At 43.3% G+C, this 17,568-nt stretch carries 11 protein-coding genes; 3 read left to right on the forward strand and 8 right to left on the reverse strand.

Annotation, left to right across the window (positions count from 1 at the left end; translation table 11 throughout):
- Positions 1–435 precede the first annotated feature (435 nt).
- Positions 436–3,132: an outer membrane beta-barrel protein gene (locus AC59JO_RS22480; protein ID WP_497308130.1), complete on the forward strand. Its 2,697-nt coding sequence runs from the start codon at positions 436–438 to the stop codon at positions 3,130–3,132.
- A 75-nt stretch (positions 3,133–3,207) separates the two neighbouring features.
- Here AC59JO_RS22480 and AC59JO_RS22485 read toward each other — a convergent pair whose 3' ends face one another.
- Positions 3,208–6,168: an outer membrane beta-barrel protein gene (locus AC59JO_RS22485; RefSeq protein ID WP_413670498.1), complete on the reverse strand. Its 2,961-nt coding sequence runs from the start codon at positions 6,166–6,168 to the stop codon at positions 3,208–3,210.
- A 437-nt stretch (positions 6,169–6,605) separates the two neighbouring features.
- Here AC59JO_RS22485 and AC59JO_RS22490 point away from each other — a divergent pair, with 437 nt between their 5' ends.
- Complete coding sequence (locus tag AC59JO_RS22490) at positions 6,606–6,878, forward strand: hypothetical protein (RefSeq protein ID WP_413670497.1); 273 nt, start codon at positions 6,606–6,608, stop codon at positions 6,876–6,878.
- A 137-nt stretch (positions 6,879–7,015) separates the two neighbouring features.
- Here the strand turns inward: AC59JO_RS22490 and AC59JO_RS22495 are convergent, their stop codons facing one another.
- Both AC59JO_RS22495 and AC59JO_RS22500 read right to left on the reverse strand, forming a co-directional pair.
- Positions 7,016–9,658 (reverse strand): zinc-dependent metalloprotease, encoded by a 2,643-nt coding sequence (locus AC59JO_RS22495; RefSeq protein ID WP_497308132.1) that lies wholly within the window; start codon positions 9,656–9,658, stop codon positions 7,016–7,018.
- Positions 9,659–9,753: 95 nt separating this feature from the next.
- Positions 9,754–11,004 carry a retropepsin-like aspartic protease gene (locus AC59JO_RS22500; RefSeq protein WP_497308134.1) on the reverse strand — a complete coding sequence of 417 codons (1,251 nt, stop codon included), beginning with the start codon at positions 11,002–11,004 and terminating at the stop codon, positions 9,754–9,756.
- Positions 11,005–11,063: 59 nt separating this feature from the next.
- On the opposite strand from AC59JO_RS22500, the gene AC59JO_RS22505 reads away from it, so the two are divergent.
- Entirely contained in the window at positions 11,064–12,389 is a 1,326-nt protein-coding gene (locus tag AC59JO_RS22505; RefSeq protein ID WP_497308136.1) for a D-alanyl-D-alanine carboxypeptidase/D-alanyl-D-alanine-endopeptidase, read from the forward strand.
- Between the two features lie 265 nt (positions 12,390–12,654).
- Here AC59JO_RS22505 and AC59JO_RS22510 read toward each other — a convergent pair whose 3' ends face one another.
- From AC59JO_RS22510 to AC59JO_RS22530, 5 genes are all read right to left on the reverse strand, one after another.
- Positions 12,655–13,653, reverse strand: coding sequence for a YihY/virulence factor BrkB family protein (locus AC59JO_RS22510; protein WP_413670493.1), 999 nt, complete (start codon positions 13,651–13,653; stop codon positions 12,655–12,657).
- A gap of 109 nt (positions 13,654–13,762) precedes the next feature.
- Positions 13,763–14,446 carry a M15 family metallopeptidase gene (locus AC59JO_RS22515; RefSeq protein WP_497308138.1) on the reverse strand — a complete coding sequence of 228 codons (684 nt, stop codon included), beginning with the start codon at positions 14,444–14,446 and terminating at the stop codon, positions 13,763–13,765.
- Position 14,447: 1 nt separating this feature from the next.
- Entirely contained in the window at positions 14,448–15,674 is a 1,227-nt protein-coding gene (locus AC59JO_RS22520) for an alanine dehydrogenase (protein ID WP_413670491.1), read from the reverse strand.
- A gap of 53 nt (positions 15,675–15,727) precedes the next feature.
- Entirely contained in the window at positions 15,728–16,144 is a 417-nt protein-coding gene (gene tsaE / locus AC59JO_RS22525; RefSeq protein WP_413670490.1) for a tRNA (adenosine(37)-N6)-threonylcarbamoyltransferase complex ATPase subunit type 1 TsaE, read from the reverse strand.
- A gap of 387 nt (positions 16,145–16,531) precedes the next feature.
- Entirely contained in the window at positions 16,532–17,509 is a 978-nt protein-coding gene (locus AC59JO_RS22530) for an alpha/beta fold hydrolase (protein ID WP_497308140.1), read from the reverse strand.
- Positions 17,510–17,568 lie beyond the last annotated feature (59 nt).

A 17,568-nucleotide genomic window follows, 5' to 3' on the forward strand; every position in this document is an offset into this window, starting at 1 on the left:
TGTACGAATTTTTCATTGATGTCGATTTGAAAATCAACTCGTGTAAAATTTTTTATCCCCATTCATTCGCAGGTTTGATCTGGAAATACGGTCTGCTTTGGTAAAACAAATGTTACAATGCCCAAATATGGCCCTTTTTAAAGCATATAGGGCAATATTTATACAGGTTATGTGTTATAGGAGCAAATTATAGCATATAATACTGCCGTGCGGGGGTTATAGTGTAGTGGTTAAGTAGAGGGGCGCTTATTTATGCTTTAAACCTTTACTGTTGATATTTGTCTAACACGCGCTTATCATCAAAACAACTAACAATTACACTAACATCTAAACCCTATAGCTACCACATGATTTAATTTCAAAACTTACCACGGCCCTACATCACCACCTATTACACAATTTATCTAACCTTATACCGCCTGCACCTAAACCTGGATGAAAACAATTTTTCTTTCATTAATATTACTATGCCTTTTTTCTGTATCCTTTGCCCAAAACCGTGTAAATATTAAGGGCAAAGTAATTGATTCGATAAGCCGGCAACCCCTCGAATTGAGTACAATTGCTGCTGTCGATCTGAAAGATACATCACTCATTGCCTATACGCTCAGTAAAAAAACGGGCGAATTTGAATTACAACGTCTTCCACCCGATAAACAGGTACGCCTGGTTGTTTCCTATGCGGGTTACAAAAGTTATATCCGTCGCTTTGATTTTAAGAAAGGCGAAGTAATTGACCTGGGGAATATTGCCCTCAACAGTAAAATGCTTGAAGAGGTTGTGGTACGTGCCGAGCGGGTCCCCATCAAAATGAAAAAGGACACCATTGAGTTTGATGCGGCTGCTTTCAAAACCCGGCCCAATGCTGCTGTTGAAGAATTACTTAAAAAGCTCCCCGGAGTGCAGGTAGACGGCGACGGTACCATCACCGTTAACGGCAAGCAGGTAAGCAAATTACTGATAGACGGTAAACAATTTTTTGGCTCCGATCCCAAAATCGCCACCAAAAACCTGGATGCAGCCATTGTTGCGCAGGTTCAGGTTTACGATGACCGCGAAAACGACCCCGATCACCTCGTGAGCGAAACACAGGTACAAAAGATCATCAACATCAAACTAAAAAAAGCCATTAAGAAAAGCATTTTTGGTAAAGTATTCGGAGGTGTCGGCTCACGCGACAGATATGAGGCCGGCGGTTTGTTCAACATGTTTCGGGATACACTGCAGGTGAGTGTTATTGGCTTAAGCAACAACCTTAACCATACGGCTTTTTCGCGCGAAGAACTTAACTCGGAAGGAGGTTTTGACCGAAGCGGGGGAAACACCTCTTTTAACGGCGGCCGAAACTGGGGCGGCGGTATCGAAAAGATCACCTCGGGAGGATTTAATGTTAACCAAAACTATGGCGAAAAGTTAAAGCTTAACCTGCAGTACTTTTATACCCAACGTAATAACGTGAATGAATCTGCCAACTTTCAGCAGCAGTTTTTGAAGGATACTACCCTGCTTACCCGGTCGTCAAACAACAGGTATGCTAATAGTTATACCCATACAGTAAGCGGTCTTGTGGAGTGGAAGCCGGATACTATCCGGAACCTGCGTTATAACCCATCATTAAATTATAATTCAAATAGTAACACCTCGGCATCAAGTGGCAGCACATCAAACAATTTTGATATGCCGGTTAACCAGTCGGTATCCAGTTCCTTCGGTAGCGGCCATTCAACACAATTTAATCAAAGCTTTTATTTCCATAAACGATCCAAGAACAAAAGCAAGGAGTCGTTCACCATCTCGCATAACCTGAGCATTAGCCCCAATCATAATAGCAACTTTAACAACAATGATGTGGTTAATTATCAGCGCCCCGATTTATCCGACAGTCTGCACCGCCTGTCTGTCCGCACATCAAAAAATGCTTCGGGTAATCTTGATTTCAGTTACAGGTTTCCGGTGACGAAGAAACTGATCGTTGATGTGACCACATCGGGCATCTACAATAAAACCAGCGACCAGGTTTTTACTTACGACCGTAAAACCGGCCTCGATTCGCTGATCAGCAATCAAAGCTCCGATCTTAAGCGAGACCAATGGACAGAAAACATCAAACCGGGTATCACTTATCAGCTTAACAAAAAAACACAGATCATAGCGGGGCTTAATACCCAATGGCAACAGATCGACAACAATTTCGTGACCAGCAGGCTTGCTCAAAATTATTTCTTCCTGTTGCCAACTGTTCGTGTTGAGGCTTATGGTGTATCACTTAGCTATGAGCGGAGGGTTAACCAGCCTAACATATCAAGCCTGCAACCCATTACTATTATTTACAGCCCGCTATACAGTTATACGGGTAATCCCAACCTGGTGCCCGGTATAAGCAATACATATTATATCAACTTTTTTAAATATTTCAACGACAGCCAGCTGGGTATTTACTCCTACGGCAATATTTCGTCGCAAAAAAATATGGCTGTTGCACAGCAAACCATCCGATCGGACGGGGCGCAGACTAACACTACCGTTAACCGAGACGGAAGGCCAAGCTATAATTTTTCGTTAGGGGTTTTTAAACGGTTCAAAAAGATGAAAGACTGGCAGTTGGGCTCATCAACCAACTTTTACGGCAACTATTATCAAAACCTTAACCTGCTGAACAATGTAGAAGGCTGGCAAAACACGGTTTCATATGGGGTGCATGAAAATATTAACGTTAATTGGAAAGATGTAATTGACCTGAACACCGGTGTTGGTTTTAACCAGTCGAACACCAAATACAATTATGATGATTTCAGGAACGTAAAAGTTGGCACCTATAATATCAGTAACAGCCAGGTGGTAAGGTTTCCCAAAAAGATAATCTGGGAAACAAAGCAGGACTTTAATTACAATAGCCAGGTGGCCGCCGGCTTTAAAAAGGGTGTTAATGTGGTGAGTTCATCCCTTGCCCTGCAAATGCTTAAAAAAGACCGCGGCGAGCTCAAGTTTTCTGTTTATGACATCTTTAATCAAAATGTGAGCGTGTACCGCTACATCAACAACAATTCGGTAAGCGATGTACAAAACAATACATTGAAGCGGTATTTCCTTGTTACTTATAGCATCAAGTTTAACAAGTTAAGCACTAAGTAAAAAGAGGGAATAAAGAAAGCCCCCGTTGCATCTTGCAACGGGGGCTTTCTTTTATTGGTTGAATGAGTTTCTTAATTAAAAAGAACCGGGACCGCCTGGTCCACCGCCTCCGGGGCCTCCGCCTGGTCCGCCCGGGCCACCGCCGTCACGGTTAAACCTGCGCTGGCCGGGCTCTTGTGTTGGCGCCTTCCCTGCAAATTTTTGTAACCGAAGCGTAAATGTTAACAGGTAATAACGTCCCAATCTGTTAACGGTAGATTGCGTGGTGATGTTACCGTTTACAACCGAGGTATAACCGGTGTTTTGGTTAAATAAATCGTATGCTGCAAGGCGGATGGTTGCCCGGTGATCTTTCAGGAACCGGCGTTCAACATAAGTATTCAGAATGTTGGGGTTTTTGATACCAAGGCTTGCGTCATAACCATAGTTTACCGTGCGGGTAAAGTCGTAGCTTAATGTCCAGTCTTTCCAGAAATAGTTTTTACCGGCCAGGCCTAAATTCAATGTACGGAAGTTTGAACTGCCGTCAATAAGCGTGCTGTGAATAGAGTTGGTAGTTTTGTTGATACCATAGCTGCTGCTGGCCTCTGCATCAATGATATCAACAATATTTACCCTGAATTTTAAGCCCGGGGTAAAGTTGAGGTTTTTAGCAATGTTTTTTAAAGGCGCAGCCGATGCTGCAACATTATTACTGTCGATAGTATTAGAGAATGCAACGCCATTGGTATACGTTAAAGCGCCATTAAATTGCAAGGTAAATTTACGCTGGGCCCAAGGTTTAGCATATACTACATTGGCACCGCCGGTATAATAGCCGCCGGCATTTAAATAGTTGGTGAGGTTTGTACCCTCAAAGCTTTTTAATGACGGATTTGCAGCTAATACGGCTTTGCTAAATGCACGGGGATAAGAAATAGTGTTTTGTACTATTTTATTTTGTGTTGCAGTAAAATTGAAGTTAGTAAAGAAAATATCGCCGGTTTGGAAACTGAAATTATTATATCTCAACGAAAAATTGTTGGCAAACTCAGGTTTCAGGTTAGGGTTACCCTGAACCGGGTAAAGCGCGTTTGTAAAATCAATAACCGGCTGCAGCTGGGTGAATGAAGGCTGGTTGCTTGATCCGTTATATAAAAAGTTTAAGGCCTTTCCTCTTGAGAAATTATAGCTGAAACGAGCTGTTGGTATCACGTTGAAGGTGGTTACGTGAGTAGCCGAATCATTTTTAAGGTTCAAGCCATTTAAGGTAGCCGGCTGTACGCCAACCCCCAGGGTAAGGTTGTATTTTTTTTCGATAAAGCGATAGTTTAAGCCAACCCGGTTTGTGGTGAAATTATATTTATAGTTGTTGCTCAACCTGTCGTAATGATCATAGGTATTGCCCGTACTAAGCGTATCGGTTTCCTTATCGCTCGTGGTGTTTGAACGGTTAAAAGCATAATTTAATTCCAGGTACCCCCGCTTGCTTATAGGCTCAATGTATGATACGTTTGTACCAAAACTGGTTACACGGCTGTCTGTATTGGTTTGCTGATTTGCCGGTGCCTGGTGTGGCGCGCCGTCGGCATAATCATATGTTGGATTATCAAACTGTGACGTTTTTGATGTATTGGCGCTGATGTTAATGCTTAAGTTGCGGCCATGCCCGTTAAAACGGTGATTATACAAGGCATTGATACCATAGCTTGGCGTTGTGCCGTCGCTGTGGGACAATGAAGTATACGATGAATTTGTTATGCCACCAATAGTTGACGATACAGACTCATTTGCATTGGTATTGGTACTTGAGTAGGTAAAGTTTGGTACAACCTTTAAATAGTTGATTGTATCGGGTTTCCACTCCAGGTTAAAGTTAAAGCGATGGTTGATCGGGTTGTCGGTTTGATCGCTTTTTTGAGTACTGATACTTGGCGTTTGAACGTTGTTGGTTTGGATAGATGAGCTAAGTGTGTTGGTTGTATTATCGGTATAGCTGTAGCTGCCATAAACAGATAAGGTTTTACCCCACTGATCGCGGAAGTTGGCACCGATGGCATGTGCATTGGTGATACCGTTTGCGCTGGTAGTTGAGCTGCTGGAACCGCGCAATGCGTTGCCCCTGCCGCCTCCACCGCCGCCAAAGCCACCACCACCTCCACCGCCGGATGTAGCGCTGCCATAAGTAAATGTATTTACGTTGGTATTGTTTATAGTACCCAACACGGCTATTTGTTGCTCATTGTTGAAGTTGAAAAACTTCAAATCGCCAATGTATCGGTTGGCGTTGGCGATGCCCTGGTCTTTTGGTAAAAAGTCTTCACCATCACCAGCTGTGGCCTGGCCAAAGTAGCCGTGGTTCTTATCTTTACGAATGGTGATGTTCAGGATCTTGTCGGGCTCACCGGTTTTGATGCCGGTAAGGTTGGCCTGATCACCGTAATCATCAATTACCTGGATGCTTTCTACTACATCAGCGGGTAGATTTTTCGTAGCTGTTTTAACATCGCCGCCAAAAAAGTCTTTTCCGTTAACCCTTACTTTGGTAACCGATTTGCCCTGTGCCGTTACGTTGCCATCTTTATCCACATCAACGCCGGGCAGTTTTTTTAATACGTCTTCAACAGGGGCGTTTTCACGTACGGGATATGCACTTACCTTATATTCGGTAGTGTCTTCTTTTAATATTACCGGGTTAACACCAACAATAGTAACCTGGTTAAGCATATTGGTTTCGGCCTTTAAAACAATGGGGCCAAGGTCAACAGGCTGTGTGCCGGCATCAAGCGAATAATGTTTTTTTATTGCCGTAAAACCGATTGACGAAATGGTGATAGTTAGTTTGCTGCCTTTCACCACCGGGAACGAAAACTTACCGGTAGCATCGGCAATGGCGATGGTACTGTCGCCGCTGTTTGAAACCAGTTTCACACTACTTCCGGGCAACGAAAGCTTTGTGGAATCGACAACAGTTCCCTTTACTTCCCGCCCCGTTTGGGCGTAGGAACCAAAGGCAGATAAAAGGATAAAACTCAAGATAAGAAGTAGGGGTTTCATAAATGTTTTTTCAGCGTACGATTGTTGTATTTGGGTATATAGACGTAATATAAACTACAAATGTTCAACTTAAAATATACATAAAGCCTAATCAATATATTATTGTTACACATAAGGGCAGCAAAGGCGTATCAATCATATTATTGTTACAAATTGTTAAATGAAAAAGGCCGGAAAAATCCGGCCTTGTGATTGTTATAAAAATCAGTCAGTCAATTTATAAGTTAAGAATTGTGCTAAATGAGCTACGTTTTGGGTTTCCCGGTTTATTACGGATGTGTGGATAATTAGTTTCAATAATTGTTGCATCAGATACCAATAATGATAACAATTCGTTTAAATAATCCACACAAGAAATAAACTATTGTTTAAAATGATTTTATACGATAGTAACATTGTGGCATGGATTTTCGTAATACTTAACCAAACATTAACCTATGAACAATATTAAAAACTCGCTGCATGCTAAAGTGCACGATTGGATCGATGCGATCGGATTCAGGCTTAACACATCACAAACAAACAGCAAAAGCCATATTACAACCAATCATTATTTTTTTGAAACCTTTAATTTCTTCGAAAAATCAAAGAAAAACAGGCCCGAGTTAACCAAGTTTTTATGTTTTGATGCCTACGGCGAAAAGATAAATGTAAAGTCGCTGCTTGATTTGCAGGTTGCTTTTTTTGACAATATAAGCCAGCTTAAGTAATAGCCGGTTACTTTCTGTAATCAATACTTTGTTGTATTAAGACAATTTGGCGGGGTTTTTAATATGGCCACGAAATAAAAAATCCCGCCCTAAAATAAGGCAGGATTTCAAGAATAATTTTTGACTGTTACATCAAATTAGTTTTCAACAGTGGTTCGTGGCCAGCAGTTCATACTTCCTGTTTTTTCATTCAGTATAGCTGGTTTGCTATCGTTAATGCCTCTGCCCATTCCTCCGCCAACGTTTACAATTGGCCTTGTTGGGTTAAGGGCTTCTTTTATCCTAAGGTGAAGATCGGCGTAATGTGCTGCTGTCATGGCATCGCCGCCTTTGGGCAAACCGGCATCAATTTTCTTTAACTCGGCACGTACCATCGGTCTGATATCTGACAACACAATGTTGATGGGTGTAAAGCCCCAGCTTGCCAGCTGTGCACTTGATACACCCGGAAACGAAAAGCTTGCATCTGTATTTAACAAACCTTTCAGATTTTCGATATATCCTCTTTGAAGGTTGCGCTGGTAGCTATCGGGTTTGCTTTTGCCAAATATACCCGTGTGCAGATCGGTTAATAGCTGGGCAACGGTATATGCATTAGCGCCGTTTTTGGCTTCGTTGTCATACATACGCGCAAGCCTTGAGGCTGTTAATTCGTTGCCTAACAATGATACCTGCATGGCTTTAATACGGTTTATGATAACACCATTATCAAACTTTGCCAATTCGGCTTTATTAATAAGCCATAATGGCGTAGTGTATAGTTGTTGGTTTAAAAATACGGCCGCTTCGCGCTGACGTTCTTTGCTCACAAAATCATAAACCGGGCCTTTTTGATCATAAGTTTTAAAGTTTTCGTTCATGCCGCCAATGTTGGTGGTTACATGGCCCATGTAACGGTAATACTGACCTAAAACCTCGTTATATAGTTCATTAAGGTCGCTATAATCCTCGTTCTTTTTATATGACCATTTTTCAAGGTTCGGTAAAATGCGTTTCAGGTTGGCAATGCCATAAGCACTCGCCTTCATGGCATTATCGCCCAGGTCCTCATTTTGCAAGCGAGGATCAATAGATGTGCCCTGGCGGCCGAAATAGTAAATTGGATTACCGGCGTTTTTGTTGGTCCATACAGCTAAGATCTCTTTTTCCTGCTCTGGAGTTTTATTGCCGGCGAACCAGGTATACCCCCATTTAATCGACCAGTCGTCATACTCTCCTATTTGCGGGTACAGGTGTGTAACACCATCTCCGGGCTGCGCTATGTAATTAAAACGGGCATAATCCATGATAGATGGTGCGGTACCATGTTTATCGGTAAATGTTTTTGAACGCAGTGAATCAACCGGGTAAGCGTAGCTTGAGCCGAAGTTATGTGGCAAACCTAAGGTATGGCCAACCTCATGCGATGACACAAAGCGGATGAGTTCGCCCATTTGATCGTCGGTAAACTGTGCATGGCGGGCATTAGGGTTTACGGCCGCAGTTTGGATCAGGTACCAGTCGCGCAGTAGCTGCATTACGTTGTGGTACCAGCCAACATGGCTTTCCAGGATCTCGCCGCTGCGCGGATCAGCAATGTGAGGGCCGTAGGCGTTTTCAACATCCGATGCGAAATACCTGATTACGCTGTACCGTGCATCTTCAGTGCTGAATTGAGGATCTTGTTTGGCTGTTGGCGCTTCCTTAGCGGTGATGGCATTTTTAAAGCCAGCGGTTTCAAAGGCTTTTTGCCAGTCGTTTACACCCTGTATTAAGTATGGCACCCATTTTTTAGGCGTAGCCGGGTCTATGTAAAATACAATTTGCTTTTTAGGTTCAACCAGTTCGCCTTTTGCGTAAGCAATAGGGTCTTTAGGTTCTAACCTCCAGCGGTGGATGTAGGCTGTAACTAAGGCTTTTTGAGCATTGGTGCCATAATCTGTTTGGCGCTGGCCAAAAAAGCCCACGCGCGGATCCATGATCCTTGCTTTCATCGGCGTTTTAGGCAGCAGTAGCATTGAGGTGTTTAACTCAAATGTAACGGCAGCAATACTGTTATCGGTAGGTGACTCGCCGGCACGATAGGTTTTTAGCGTGTGTGCCTCAATATTTATCGGAAAGCTTTTAATGGTATCGATATATGAACGCGAATTATCAACCCCCATGGTTTTATATGCCTTTTTAATATCGTCAGATAAACCGATGGCTGCAATATCTCCGTTATAAAAATCAGTAACATCAATTAAAACACCGGTGGTATCTTTATTAAAGGCCTTTATCTCAAAAGAGGCCAGTATAGCATCGAGGTTTGAGTTTTTAACCGATTGGTACATGTCGCTGGTGCTATCGGCACGTAACGAATAGCTTGGCACGCGGATAAATACCTGCTTGTCGTGTTTTTCCCATTTCCAAACCTGGTCGTTAATTTCTTCGCCGCCATATTGCTGCCCAAAGGTTTTTAGCCCGCCCGGTGTTTTTACAAAACGGGTAACCACCAGCATTTCACGGTTAATTAATGAATCGGGTATTTCGTAGTAATATTTGCCATCAACTTTATAAGTGTTGAAAAGGCCGCTATCAGCCTTGGTTTTGGCCGGGATAAGATCACTGAACTTTTTAATGCCCTCTTTTTTGGGAGCCCCGGTTGTTGCTGTCGCAACGGTGCCGTTAGCGGTAGTGGTTGTTTTTAAGGTAAGGCTTTGGTTTGCGGTTTGCTTTTTTGTGGCACATGAGCCAGCCAAAACAGCAAGTGCCAGTACTGAGCCGCGCAAATAAATACCCGGCAGCGAATGTTTTTTCATTTATTACAATAGTTTTAACCGTAAACTTATATAAAAAACAGGTCTTTTTTTAGTGATAAAGCGGTTTATCAGCAATAAATAACAGATATTATTAATTATATGCGTCGTTTTAATGTCAGCACAACATTATCAACACGCTTATCGTGATATACTTCAAGCAGCAGGCTCCGGTCATCCCTTGATTTAAAAAGTTCGTCGATATCCTGAAGGCTCATTCTTGAAACCGGTTTAAAGTTTATGGATATGATCTCGTCGTCACGTTCCAGGCCAACCTCATCGGCTGCGGAACCTGGCTCTACCCTGCTGATCACGATCCTTTCCAGGTGATCGCCGGCAGCATAATATTCAAGGCCGCTCATGTCATGTTCAAAAGGATCATTATAGGTTGAACCTGGTTTTAAGTACATGGCGCTGTCGGGGTAGTCCAGGATAACAGTAAACCGCTTTAATATACCAACACCCAGGTTTCCATCCCGCTTCACCATCAAATTGGTTTGATTGTTCCTGTCATCGGGAAAGGAGGCCAATACCTTCTTCATCCTGAATTTACCTAAGTCAAATTCATCCATTCTGCTTATAAAGCCGTTTATAGGTCCGTTTAAGCCGATGCCAAGATTGGCCGAAGCAATAAACTTTTGCGGAAGGCCATAAGTTTCGATATAATGCTCAATTGATACCGGATGCCCGGCTCCAAGGTCAACAACCAGTTTAGTTTTTATAGGTGCAATGCCCGGCATAAAGGCTTTAGCATAAACGTATGCTTTTCTATCCTCTACCAACATAGGGATTTTATTGGCTTTTCTGAAAGGTTTAAGGTCTTTAGGGCGGCATACGGTAACTACGCTGTCCTGGAAACTGATCTTTACGGCCAGGTTGTTAAAAAATTCGTATCCCAACAAGCCGTGAATTGGCATGCCTGCATACCCCGAAAGGTTAAAGACATCTTTTTTTAAAATGGCGGCAGCAACATCATAGCTAACTAATCCGGGTATGGCAATATCTAAGGTTGAAGTTACATAGGCTTCAGAATCGTCGCCTTCGCCAAGGCCGGGGATTTTTAATGTACGCTTATTAGGAATGCTGATGGAATCAACTAATTTAGGATCGGTTATGATCATGAGCCCTACGCCGGTATCCAATATAAAATTAAAGGGCCCTTTATGGTTGATCTTGAGTTGAATGATCATCAGGTTTCGCTCCAGCTTGAACGGAATATTCACCTTTTTTTTATGTACATCAAGATCAAAGTACTGGGCCCGGGCTGTGGTTGTAAAGCAAAATGTTAACACAAATGCCAGCCACAATGCTCCCGGATGGCGTAAATTATAATATAGCTTGTGTAACAAAGTGGTTATAGTTGGTATATTAAATTTACGAGATTTATTTGTTAAATAATTATTTTATTATGCGAAAGTCAACAATTTCATTTCTGTTAATTGTTTGTGTTTTATCCCTGTTTCATGATACTATTTATGCCCGTTCAATAAAAAAAAGGAAGGTTAAAAAGCTGTTTAAACATTCGCAGATTGTTAATGACCACTTTACCGGTTTTGCCCTTTATGACCTGGATGAGCATAAAATGATATATGAGTTAAATGCCGATAAATACTTTACCCCCGCGTCTAATACTAAGCTTTTCACTTTTTATACCTGTTTGAAAATGCTGGGCGATTCGGTCCCCGCATTGCGCTATCAAATCCGCAGCGATTCGCTGGTATTTTGGGGCACCGGCGATCCCTCCTTTCTGCACAGCGATTTGAAAGGGATAAATGGGCTTAACTTTTTGAAGAGAAGCAGCAAACAGCTTTTTTACTCACCCGGAAATTATACCGGTGAGTTTTTTGGAGCAGGCTGGGGCTGGGACGATTACAATGATTACTATCAGGCCGAAATAACCGCCCTCCCAATCGAAGATAATGTAGCTCAGCTATATGCCGATAATGACGGTAACATGCAGGTGAAGCCAAATTATTTAAAGCGGTTTTTAAATGCCGATATCAACTATCGCCCCGCTCAGTTTAAGGTAAAGCGCGATTTTATCAGTAATAATTTTGTATACCCTGCCGGAGAGATCCCTAAAAACTACAAGCAGGAAATTCCCTGGAAAACAAGTTTGCAATTGACCATGGCCCTGTTGCAGGATACGCTGAAAAAGCCCGTATCATTATTGCAGGAGCCTATGGCCGCTGATGCCAAAATTATTTACAACGCCAATGCCGATTCGGTTTACCGGCGGATGCTGCAACCAAGTGATAATTTTATTGCCGAACAATTACTGCTGGTATGTTCATCGATGAAATTTAATACGCTCAACGCCGATTCGGTGATCAACTATTCAAAAGCACATTTTTTGAGTGATTTGCCCGATGCGCCGCAATGGGTAGATGGTTCGGGCTTATCGCGCTATAATTTGTTTACGCCCCGGGATCTGGTGGCCCTGCTGATCAAAATTCGGGATGAAGTGAAAGATGAAAACCTGCTGCATAGCATGATGCCAATAGGTGGCGTGGCAGGTACAATTAAAAGCGCCTATAAAACCGATAACGGGCAGCCATTTGTATGGGCTAAAACCGGGTCGTTGAGCAACAACCATAATCAAAGCGGGTACATTGTTACCCGCAAGGGTAAACGCCTGGCTTTTGCATTCATGAACAACAATTTCACCCGCTCAACCCGCGAAATAAGGGATGAGATGGTGAGGATCATGACGTATATACATGAAGAGTTTTAAAATAGATATTAGATCTATGTCATTGCGAGAAGGGACGACGAAGCAATCGCATGCTATACAGGGCAGCTATGCTTCCGTGCGGTTGCCTCGCTACGCTCGCAATGACATGGTTTTACGTTTCCATGTCCCTTTATAACTTTGGCGCAAGTGTTGTGTGATTGGTTGCGGGCCTGGTCACTTGTGCTGGCTCGATAAAGCACAAGTCTCCGCCCTCACATTTCTCTGCTCAAGATGGCGCCAAAGATGCCTGCCCGGTAAAAGGTCTTTATCCTTTCCCCTTGTCCTCTTCTTTTTTCAAATTTCCTTCAAGTTGTGGGTTTTGTGCGGGAAGAATTTTTACCCTGTGTTCAATCTCGGTTTGCTGGATGTGAACGGCATAATCGGCCGGTTCGATGTGGCTGCCGCTGGCTTCGGCAAATACCTGGGTAAACTCTGCACCAATGTATAAAATAGCCGATGTGTAATAAATCCAGACTAAAATCACAATGATAGAGCCCGCAGCGCCATAAGCCGAACCCTGTGCTGTATATTGAATATAAAGGCTGATAGCGTACTGGCCAATCATAAACAGGATAGCCGTAAATACCGCACCACTGCGCACATCTTTCCATTTGATCTTAACATCGGGCAAAAACTTGAATATGATACCGAATAAAGTAGTGATCACCACCAGGGTAATACCGAGGTTTATGCCTTTAACAAGGAATTTGGTTACCGCGTCTATCTGGGGGAAAAAGCGCTGGATCTGGTCCTGAACAGCGGTTATAACGATATTGATAATGAGCGTCGCCAATAATAAAAAACCAAGGCTTATGATGAGCGAAAATGATACGAAGCGATTTTTTAACAGCTGCACCCAGCCACTTTTCGGCTTAGCCTTAACCCGCCAGATCATGTTGAGCGAGTCCTGGATCTCGATAAAAATACTGCTTGCTCCCAATAATAGCGTTACCACACCAATAACAACGGCAATGCCCGATTTTCCGGACAATGCAAGGTGTTTTAAAGCATCCTGGATTTGGGCTGCCGGCCCTTTTCCAACGTAGCGAACAATTTCTGGGTAAAGGCGGTCGGTTGCCGCATCCTGTCCAAAGACAAGACCGGCTACTGATATTACGATGATTAATAAGGGAGCGATTGAAAAAACAGTATAATAAGCAAGGGAAGCACTTAATTTTAAGCCATTATCTTTTGAAAAGCCAGTGAAGGATGCCAGGAGTACCTTCCATAGTTGTTTAAAATATTCTTTGCTAAAAAACTTCATGCGTGTAGATTAAAGGTTGACATCTGTTTGTGGATGATTATGCAATATTGATGCCTTTTGTAAGCAGCCTGTAATAAAAGTTGTAAATTTTAATGGAGTATCAAAAGGGTTACAGCCCCTGAACCGGAATATCCAACAGCTCATACTTTTCCCAGCCGGTAAAGTCATAGTGCCACCATTCTGTTGATATCACCCTGAAGCCGTATTTGGCCATCACTGTTTTCAGGAGCTCCCGGTTGTCAATTTGCTGCTGCGGTAAATCAATATAGTTTGCGCCGGCCTTGCGGCTAAAGCTGTCAAAGCCGGTTGGCATATCCAGTTCTTTGCCGGTTTTAAGGTTAATGACCGAAAGATCGATGGCACAGCCCCGGTTATGTTTTGATCCTTTGCGCGGGTCGGCAACAAAATTGGTATCGGGCGCCATTTCATAAAAGTTAACAGTAACCGAATACGGACGGTAAGCATCGTAAATTTTAAGACCAAGGCCCTGCATTTTTAATTCGGCCTCAACCTGCTGTAAGGCCTTCACTACCGGAAGCCTTGCATAAGCTTTGGCCGTTGTATACATACGGCGATGCATAAAATTGTTGGTAGTGGCATACCGCAGGTCTAAGGCAATCTCTGGAATGTATTTTTTTATTTCAACCAGTTGTTTATCGGGGTTAGCCTTAACCTGTAGTTTATAGCGGGCAATACCGCAAATTTTTGTACTGTCGATGTATTTATAATGCTGGGCACTAACGCGAAATGTTGCGGCAATAAATATCAACAGCAATAAAAACTTCCGGGCCATATTACCTGTGCGATACGATAAGCAGATCGAGGTCTTTGCAGGGGATGGAGAAGCGTTCGCCAATGTGTTTGTTGGTAAGCTGTCCCTGATAAATATAAACCGCGTTACGCACGCCCGATTTTTGCCATATGAGGTTTTTAATGCCGCCCATATCGCCGATATCAAGCAGTATTGGCGCAAAAATATTGGTGAGTGCATAAGTAGCGGTGCGGGCTACACGCGATGCAATGTTTGGTACACAGTAATGAATAACATCATGCTTACGGAAAACAGGGTGCGTGTGGTTGGTAACTTCGGATGTTTCAAAACAACCGCCCTGATCAATACTTACATCAATGATCACCGAATCGCGTTTCATGCGGCTAACAGTAGCTTCAGAGATAATGCAGGGGCTGCGGCCGTCTTCGGCACGAAGCGCGCCTATGGCCACATCACATGTAGTAATGGCTTTTTCCAAAACAATGGGCTGCACCACCGAAGTGAAAACACGGTTGCCTATATTGTTTTGCAGGCGGCGAAGCTTGTATATCGAAGGATCAAATACCTTAACTTCGGCACCCAGGGATATGGCGGTGCGTGCGGCGTACTCCCCTACCGTACCTGCACCAAGAATCACAATCTCGGTAGGCGGAACACCGGTTATGCCACCCAGCATCAGGCCTTTGCCTTCAAAAACATTGCTTAAATATTCGGCGGCTATGAGTATGGATGTTGCGCCCACAATTTCGCTCATGGCCCTTACTACGGTAAGTATATTGCCCTCATCGCGCAGGTGCTCAAAGCTTAGTGCGGTGATTTTTTTAACCATCAGGGCATGGATACTTTCGGCTTTAAGCGTAGCCATTTGCAGGGTAGAGATCAGGATCTGCCCTGGTTTCATCATCTCAATTTCGTGAGGAGTAGGCGGCGCTATTTTGATGATGATATCAGCTTCATATACCTTTTTGGTATCATACACTATCTGCGCGCCCTGTTCGCTGTAATCCTTATCCGAAAAATTGGCAGCCTGCCCCGCATGGCTTTCCAGCAATACGTCGTGGCCGTTATTAACCAGTAAGGCCACCGACAGTGGGGTTAAAGGCACACGGTTTTCCTGGAAGGAAACTTCTTTTGGAATGCCGATGTACAGCTTGTTCTTTTTACTTTTTACCTCCAGCAACGACTCCTGGGGTTGCATCATTGCTTGTTTGGCAATATCCGAAAACCCGCTGTATATCCCTGAACTCATGATGTATTGTTTTAAAGGCTGTTGAAGATAATAAAAAACGACGGATGATAAAACTAAATATTTTCGATGCTGATGCTTCGCGAATTGCTGTCCAAAACCTGGATCCGGATATTGGCGTAGTGGTCAGGTAGCAGGTCGGGAATCTTTTCGGGCCACTCGATAAAGCAGTAGGCATCGCTGTAAAAATATTCCTCGTAGCCCATATCCAAAGCTTCCGTTTGGTTTTTGAGGCGATAGAAGTCGAAATGATAGATCCTGTTTTTGTGGCCGATGTATTCGTTCACGATGGAAAACGTTGGACTGGTAGCCGGTTCGGTTACACCCAAAGCCTCACATAGTGCTTTAATAAGGGTGGTTTTCCCTGCCCCCATTTCGCCATAAAAAAGAAAAATTTTATTTCCCGCCGAGCTGGCCAATATGGCTTCGGCAGCCTGCGGTAACTGGGATAGTGAATTTACAGATAGTTGCACAGTGTAATGATGTTATTCTATACCAATGTCATTGCGAGCGTAGCGCGGCAATCGCATACTTTACAGGACGGATATGCTTCCGTGCGGCGGCCTCTCTTCGTTTATAATGACGTAATTGTACGTTATTGATTATTAAAATATATTTTTCGATCGTTTTATAAATATGGGCGTTCCCGTTAGCTAACGGCCCGGGCTTTCCGTTACAAGTCCTCGCCTTTTCTGCCCGCAATCCAGCCCGCGCTGTGGGCTTTTCACTGCAATCCCTAACGCGGCCCCGCGCACCATCATTAAATATATTTTAAACGTCATCTCGTTTTTTCGCGACTTTCCTGATGGTTACTTGCAATGGCATATGTTTTACATTCAAAAATACTCAAAATCCCTAAATTATAAATTAGCTGTCAACGCTTTAAAAAAGGCTTCTTTAGCTTCAATATGCGGGATATGCCCGCAATTGTCAAACTCAATGAGCTTGCAACCCGGGATCTTTTTGGCGGTTTCGGGTCCTAAGACCTTATACTGACCGTGTTTGGCTTTTTCTTCGTCGCTAAGCAAGGCCTTGCCCACAATGGTTTTATCCTCTTTACCGATGAACAGTACCGTAGGCACTTTAATGAGCCCGAACTCATAGCAAACCGGCTGCTCATAGATCATTTCAAAGGTGAGTGCCGCAACTTTAGCATAGCGCGGAAAATCAGCGCTTTTACTTACCCCTGCGCCAATGTTTACCAAATAATCGTATTCGGGTTTCCATGAAGTGAAATACGATGTTTGGTAATATTTCTTGACGCTTTCGTAACTGGTTTTCAGCTCGGCTTTGTAGTCATCTTCTGCACTGTTATAAGGCACAAAGGTGCGGTAATCTTCCAAGCCGATGGGGTCTTCAAGCAGTAGTTTTTCAACCTTGTCGGGGTACATTAATGTAAAACGGGTAGCCAGCATCCCACCCATAGAATGCCCCATCAGCGTAATTTTTTGTATCCCCAAACTATCCAGCAGGTTTTTGTTAAATCTCGCCAGCTGATGAAAACTATAATGAATAAATGCTTTTGACGATTTACCAAACCCTATTTGATCGGGGACGATTAGCCGGTAGCCTTTATCGGTTAATAGCTTTATTACATCTTTCCAATAATATCCGCCAAAGTTTTTCCCATGGAAAAGCACGATAGTTTTGCCATTGGGGGCGGCAGGTTTTACATCCATATAGGCCATGCGGATGTCCTGCCCTTCTATTTTTACTGGCATAAAGTTTACCGGGTATGGGTATTTTACATTTTCGAGCGTGATGGAAAGGGGATCGGACTGGGCGCGAGCTGCAAGGGCTGCGGATATCAGGAGAAGAAAGATTAGTATTTTACGCATGTAGAAGATACAGGAGTTGGGATTAAATGTTTGTCACTTGGTTCCTAAAGGAGGAGTTT

The organism is Mucilaginibacter sp. A5337, from assembly GCF_059690695.1.

Excerpts from the sequence above, each read along its gene's own strand:
- AC59JO_RS22515 (WP_497308138.1), bottom strand. The coding sequence starts at position 14,446 with ATGGCCCGGAAGTTTTTATTGCTGTTGATATTTATTGCCGCAACATTT.
- AC59JO_RS22485 (WP_413670498.1), bottom strand. The coding sequence starts at position 6,168 with ATGAAACCCCTACTTCTTATCTTGAGTTTTATCCTTTTATCTGCCTTT.
- AC59JO_RS22495 (WP_497308132.1), bottom strand. The coding sequence starts at position 9,658 with ATGAAAAAACATTCGCTGCCGGGTATTTATTTGCGCGGCTCAGTACTG.
- AC59JO_RS22510 (WP_413670493.1), bottom strand. The coding sequence starts at position 13,653 with ATGAAGTTTTTTAGCAAAGAATATTTTAAACAACTATGGAAGGTACTC.
- AC59JO_RS22490 (WP_413670497.1), top strand. The coding sequence starts at position 6,606 with ATGAACAATATTAAAAACTCGCTGCATGCTAAAGTGCACGATTGGATC.
- AC59JO_RS22480 (WP_497308130.1), top strand. The coding sequence starts at position 436 with ATGAAAACAATTTTTCTTTCATTAATATTACTATGCCTTTTTTCTGTA.
- AC59JO_RS22520 (WP_413670491.1), bottom strand. The coding sequence starts at position 15,674 with ATGAGTTCAGGGATATACAGCGGGTTTTCGGATATTGCCAAACAAGCA.
- AC59JO_RS22530 (WP_497308140.1), bottom strand. The coding sequence starts at position 17,509 with ATGCGTAAAATACTAATCTTTCTTCTCCTGATATCCGCAGCCCTTGCA.
- AC59JO_RS22505 (WP_497308136.1), top strand. The coding sequence starts at position 11,064 with ATGCGAAAGTCAACAATTTCATTTCTGTTAATTGTTTGTGTTTTATCC.